6 protein-coding genes and 1 pseudogene are annotated in these 6,025 nt (G+C 39.0%); all 7 read left to right on the plus strand.

Features of this window, described 5'->3' with window-relative positions; translation table 11 throughout:
• Positions 1–515 (plus strand): annotated as a pseudogene (gene hemA, locus L656_RS0100460) (glutamyl-tRNA reductase); the annotation flags it as partial.
• 7 nt (positions 516–522) lie between these two features.
• On the plus strand, positions 523–1,608 hold the full coding sequence (prfA, locus tag L656_RS0100465; protein ID WP_024597763.1) for a peptide chain release factor 1: 1,086 nt from the start codon (positions 523–525) through the stop codon (positions 1,606–1,608).
• Positions 1,609–1,610: 2 nt separating this feature from the next.
• A complete protein-coding gene (gene prmC, locus L656_RS0100470) occupies positions 1,611–2,450 on the plus strand; it encodes a peptide chain release factor N(5)-glutamine methyltransferase (RefSeq protein ID WP_024597764.1) in 840 nt (279 codons plus the stop codon).
• A 54-nt stretch (positions 2,451–2,504) separates the two neighbouring features.
• On the plus strand, positions 2,505–4,049 hold the full coding sequence (locus L656_RS0100475; protein ID WP_024597765.1) for a response regulator: 1,545 nt from the start codon (positions 2,505–2,507) through the stop codon (positions 4,047–4,049).
• A gap of 29 nt (positions 4,050–4,078) precedes the next feature.
• Positions 4,079–4,453 (plus strand): SirB2 family protein, encoded by a 375-nt coding sequence (locus L656_RS0100480; protein ID WP_024597766.1) that lies wholly within the window; start codon positions 4,079–4,081, stop codon positions 4,451–4,453.
• Positions 4,454–4,600: 147 nt separating this feature from the next.
• On the plus strand, positions 4,601–5,428 hold the full coding sequence (locus L656_RS0100485; protein ID WP_024597767.1) for a tetratricopeptide repeat protein: 828 nt from the start codon (positions 4,601–4,603) through the stop codon (positions 5,426–5,428).
• A gap of 14 nt (positions 5,429–5,442) precedes the next feature.
• A partial coding sequence (locus tag L656_RS0100490; RefSeq protein WP_024597768.1) for a DUF819 family protein occupies positions 5,443–6,025 on the plus strand: 583 nt, incomplete at its 3' end.

The following is a 6,025-nucleotide window of genomic DNA, read 5'->3' on the forward strand; positions in this document are numbered from 1 at the left end:
CCGCCAGTACTTTGCCTATTATTGGTAAAGGGGTGGTTGAGCAAGCGCTTAAGCAGCGCCGTCACAAGCCCATGCTATTTATAGATATTGCGGTTCCGCGCGACATAGAAAGCCAAGTAGGTGAGCTAGATGCTGCCTATTTATATTCCGTTGATGACTTACAAACCATTGTAAGCGAGAATATGGCAGCGCGTGAGCAAGCTGCACAGCAAGCGCAAATAATTATTACTGAACGCACCAAAGAATTTGCAATGTGGATGCGCTCACTCGATTCGGTAGATTTAATCCGCCATTATCGAAATGATGTACAAACAATTAAGTCAGAACTTGTAGAGCGTGCTGTTAGTCAGCTTAATACAGGTAAAGATGCAGAAAAAATTATATTAGAGCTCGCCAATAAATTAACCAATCGCTTAATGCACGCGCCTACCCGTGCAATACAAGACGCAGCGAAAAAAGGTGAAGTGGCGCAGCTAAACCAGTTGAAAAAAATGTTAGGTATTGATCAGGAATAACCGTTAAATGAAAGAGTCTGTTTATAATAAATTAGAAACCTTAGTAGAGCGTTACGAAGAAGTACAAGCGCTGCTAAGCGACCCGTCGGTCATTAGTGATCAAAATCGTTTTCGTGGGCTTTCAAAAGAATATTCTGAGCTTGAAGAGATTGTAAAAACGTTTTTAACTTACAAAGAAACGCAAGATGATTTAGCCAGTGCAGAAGAAATGCTTAAAGATTCTGACCCTGAAATGCGTGAAATGGCGCAAGAAGAATATAAAGAAGCTAAAGCGCAAATTTTGGTAATTGAAGATCAAATTCAAGTATTAATGTTGCCAAAAGATCCACGAGATAATAACAACGTATTTGTTGAAGTACGTGCTGGAACAGGCGGTGATGAAGCGGCTATTTTTGCTGGCGATTTATTTCGTATGTACAGTCGTTATGCAGAAACTAAAAAATGGAAAGTAGAAGTTGTGAGCACCAATGAAGGTGAGCACGGTGGTTACAAAGAAGTTATTGCAAATATTAGTGGCGAAGGCGTTTACGGTCAATTAAAGTTTGAATCAGGTGTACACCGCGTACAACGTGTGCCAGAAACCGAGTCACAAGGGCGAGTTCATACCTCTGCATGTACTGTTGCGGTAATGGCGGAAGTACCAGAAGCCGAAGCGATACAAATTAACACAGCAGATTTAAAAGTTGATACATTTCGTGCATCGGGCGCAGGTGGTCAGCACGTTAATAAAACAGATTCTGCTATTCGACTTACACATATACCTACCGGTGTTGTGGTTGAGTGTCAGGATCAGCGTTCACAGCATAAAAACCGCGCTAAAGCGATGTCGGTACTTGCAGCACGCTTGCAACAAGCTGAAGATGAGAAACGCCATGCGGCAGAAGCATCTGAGCGTCGTGATTTAGTAGGTAGTGGCGACCGTTCTGAGCGTATCCGTACTTATAACTACCCACAAGGTCGTATTACCGATCACCGTATTAACTTAACACTTTATCGTTTAAATGAAGTGGTAGCGGGTGATTTAGGCTGTGTTATTGACCCATTAATGCAAGAACATCAAGCTGACTTATTAGCGGCTATGGGCGACGAGTAGTCGTGAGCCAAACTCTTGAACAAGCTATTGCTGCAGGCGCTAATTTATTAGCACCTAGCAGCGAAAGTGCTAAATTAGATGCACAAGTTTTACTTTTACATATTCTTCAAAAACCTCACAGTTACCTTTTCACTTGGCCAGAGCATGAACTTAACGCTGAGCAACAACAGCAATTTAATACATTTTGCCAAAGGCGTTTAAACGGTGAACCTGTTGCACATATTACGGGGCAGCGTGAGTTTTGGAGTTTATCGCTTGAAGTTAACGCAACAACCTTAATACCTCGACCAGATACCGAAACGCTAGTAGAACAAGCACTTGAAGTGACTGTACCTGCTACAGCTAAAGTACTTGATTTAGGCACCGGTACTGGTGCAATTGCGTTGGCACTGGGTAGTGAAATGCCTAATTGGCAAATTACTGCAGTAGATAGAGTAAGCGATGCTGTTGCACTTGCTACACGTAACCAGCAGCGATTGGCGATTAACAACGTACACGTTAAGCAAAGCAACTGGTTTAGTGAGTTGCACGGTGAAAAATTCAACCTAATTGTCACTAACCCACCTTATATTGAAAGCAGTGATATACATTTAAATCAGGGCGATGTGCGCTTTGAGCCTTTGTCGGCATTAGTGGCTGATGATTGCGGAATGTCTGATATTAAACAAATAATTACACAATCACGTGACTATTTGTTATCTAGTGGCTATCTTTTAATAGAACACGGTTTTGAGCAAGGTGAAGCTGTTCGTCATTTTTTCAAAAAAATGGCATTTGTTAATATTAAAACAGTGAAAGACTTTGGTAATAATGACCGTGTAACGTTTGCACAGTGGCCCTAAAGAATAATAATTGCTTACTAGTGCGTTAAATAATGCCATGAAGGAATTTCGACTATGATGGGTGATTTTTTATTTTCAGATGAGCCAGAAGAACCAATCAATGAGATTGAACTTGGTACCTGGAAAGTCTTAATCGTTGATGACGAACCTGAAGTTCATGCTGTTACAAAACTAGCGTTGAGTGATTTTGAGTTTCAAAATAAACGTTTAGAATTTATCAGTGCTTATTCGGGAGCTGAAGCCAAAGAGCTTATAAAAGAGCATCCGGATGCCGCAATTGTGTTACTTGATGTTGTAATGGAAACCGACGACGCTGGTTTGCAAGTTGCTAAGTTTATTCGTGAAGAAGCTAAAAATAATCATATTCGAATTATTTTAAGGACAGGTCAACCTGGTCAAGCCCCTGAACGACAAGTAATTATTAATTATGATATTAACGATTACAAATCGAAAACGGAGCTAACGGCTCAAAAATTATTTACAGTCATTATGTCGAGCCTGCGCTCGTACCGCGATATTATTTCAATAGAGCAGTCACGCGAAGGACTTGAGAAGATAATTATAGCGTCTCGTGATATTTTTTCTGCGCATTCAATAGAGCACTTTATTGAAGGCGTTATGCAGCAGTTAACATCTTTATTGGGTATTGCTGATCAAGCTATGTATGCAACTACTTTAGTTGCACAAAACCCTGAAGCACAAAATAATAAAAAGCTAATTGTTTGCTCGGGTACCGGTGATTTTGAAAAAAGTGAAGGTAAAGAGCTCGATGAGGTATTACAAGCTGAACAGTTAAGTGCGTGCCATCAGGCGCTTAATGAAAAAAGTATTATTTATAAAGATAATTACTTATTTGCGTATTGTAGCAGTGAGTACAATCATAATTCGATGCTGTTTATATCGGGGATCCCAAAGGATTTGACAGATACTCAGCGTCATTTAATCAAGATTTTTTCTCAAAACGTGCAACTTGCGTTTGAAAATGTACAGCTCCAGTCTGAAATAGAAGCAACGCAACAAGAGCTTGTTTATAGGTTAAGTGAAGCGGTAGAGCAACGATCAACCGAGACAGGCAATCATGTTAAGCGTGTAGCGCATATTTGTCATATTTTAGCTCAGGGTTATGGTTTATCTAAGCATGATGCTGATTTAATAAGATTGGCGTCGCCTCTGCATGATGTAGGTAAAGTGGGCATTCCTGATGCGGTATTAAATAAACCAGCAAAGTTAGACGCCCAAGAATGGGAAGTGATGAAAACCCACACTGATAAAGGCTACACTATTTTAAAAGACTCGCCTCATGAAATTGTGAGTACAGGTGCAATTATCGCTAAAGAACATCATGAAAAATGGGATGGTTCTGGTTACCCAGAAGGTTTAAGCGGTAATGCAATCAATGTATTTGGTCGTATAGTCGCACTTGCTGATGTATACGATGCACTTCGCCATAAACGATGCTATAAAGAGCCTTGGACTTTGCAAAATGTAGTTGATGAAATTAACGCTCAAAAAGGTACTCATTTTGAACCAAAATTGGTTGAAGTATTTAACGAGAAGCTTGATGAGTTAGAAGCGGTTCTTAGCCGTTTTCCTGATTAAATTTTTATAAAACAGAAGTACAGGGGCATATGGATTATTTAGCAGTAAAGCATTCACACATGGCAATTGCGATGTTGAGTGTAATTTTATTTTATGTTCGCGCTTTTTCGCGAATGGGTAGTGGCAATATAGCAAAAAATAAAGTGGTAATGATTGGCAGTCACAGTATAGATACTTTGTTATTAGTGTCTGCACTTACGCTTATATTTATGGCTAAAATAAACCCATTTGAACAATATTGGCTATTGGAAAAAATAGTTTTAGTGGTTATATATATTGGTATTGGGGCTAAAAGCGCCAGACAAACTAAAATGACGGCTAAAATTGCTTACATTTTGGTTAATACCGCTGTTATTTTAGCGATAGGTTATTTAGCGACGTCTAAATCAGCTTTTTTGCTTTAAAATACCTGACTATTTGAGCTTTATAATTATTTTATAAAGCTCAAATAAGACTCCTTTTCAGAAAATATTCAAAAACTCCTCTATATTGGTATATAGCTTTAAAGTTAGGTAAACTACGCCTTCGTTTTCTAAAATGTTGCAGTATTAATGACTACCCTCGGGTTTGACGAACACGATGAATCTTATCTTGATGATGCTTACGATGAATTTACACCTCCAGCAATTTACCGCTGTATTAAAGCAGAATCAAAATGGGACCCTCAAATAGATTTAACACCATGTTATGAGACTTTAACTGACTTTGAACAGCAAATCTCAGCGCTGTGTCTAAAAGTGAGTGATGAGCACGATCGTCTCGAAAAATTATTAGATATGTTTTACAGCGATTGGCTATTTAGTGCCTCAGGCTTAAAAGTGCCTGAATATAAATTAAATACATTAAGTTATACGCTTTCTATGCGCAGTGGCTCACCTACCACACTGGCAATTATACTTTGTCATTTTTTACAACAAGCTAACTTTGACGCAAATCTTAGTCTTACGCAGGGTGATGTTGGTGTACATGTGGCGATTAGTGATGAAGAAGGCTACATAATAGAGCCAAGCAGTGGACAACAAAGCTGGTATATCATCCCTGAAAACGCAGATGAAGATGATGGCCAAGAACAAGAGCCTCTAGAGCTCATTTTTGATGACGAAGTATATAAGTTATTTTTAGCTCAACAAAAATGGTCTTTCATTAGCGAAAACAAATTTGGTCATGCTTTGACCTGTGTAGAGATGCTAATGGAGCTAATAGGCGACGACCCGTATGAGAGACGCGACAGAGGTTACTTATTAAATCAGCTCGGTTGCCCTAAAATGGCACGTGATGATTTACAGTTTTTTATCGATGAGTGTCCGGACGATCCTGCAATAGAGATAATTCAACACCAGATAGAAGAACTTGAAGATAATAATAAAACGCACCATTAAGAATAGGAATAATTATGGTTGAAACTCAAAGCGCATTAATTACAAATGATGCCGTTGTGCTTGGTTTACTTGCTGTTATTTTGGGGTTTATTTTTAAAACCTCAAACAGTGAACGTCCAGCTTTAAAACGATTTTATAAATATGTACCAGCTTTACTACTGTGTTACTTTTTACCTTCGTTATTAAATACATTTGGTATTGTAGATGGTAACAAATCCAATGTTTATTATGTGGCTTCACGCTACTTACTGCCTGCTTGTTTAATACTGCTCACCATTAGTATTGATTTAAAAGCGATTATTAATTTAGGTCCTAAAGCGCTCATTATGTTTTTAGTGGGGACATTAGGTATTGTTATCGGTGGGCCATTAGCTATTTTAGTAGTGAGTGCATTTGATCCAAGTATTGTTGGCGGGCATGGACCTGATGCCGTATGGCGCGGTATGACAACCGTTGCGGGTAGCTGGATCGGCGGTGGTGCTAACCAAGCATCAATGAAAGAAATGTTTGAAGTTGGCGGTGATATATTTTCTGTAATGATTACAGTCGATGTAATAGTCGCGAATATTTGGATGGCTGTTTTATTGCTAATGGCAG

The organism is Pseudoalteromonas sp. TAE56, assembly GCF_000497955.1.
Classification (GTDB): Bacteria; Pseudomonadota; Gammaproteobacteria; order Enterobacterales; family Alteromonadaceae; genus Pseudoalteromonas.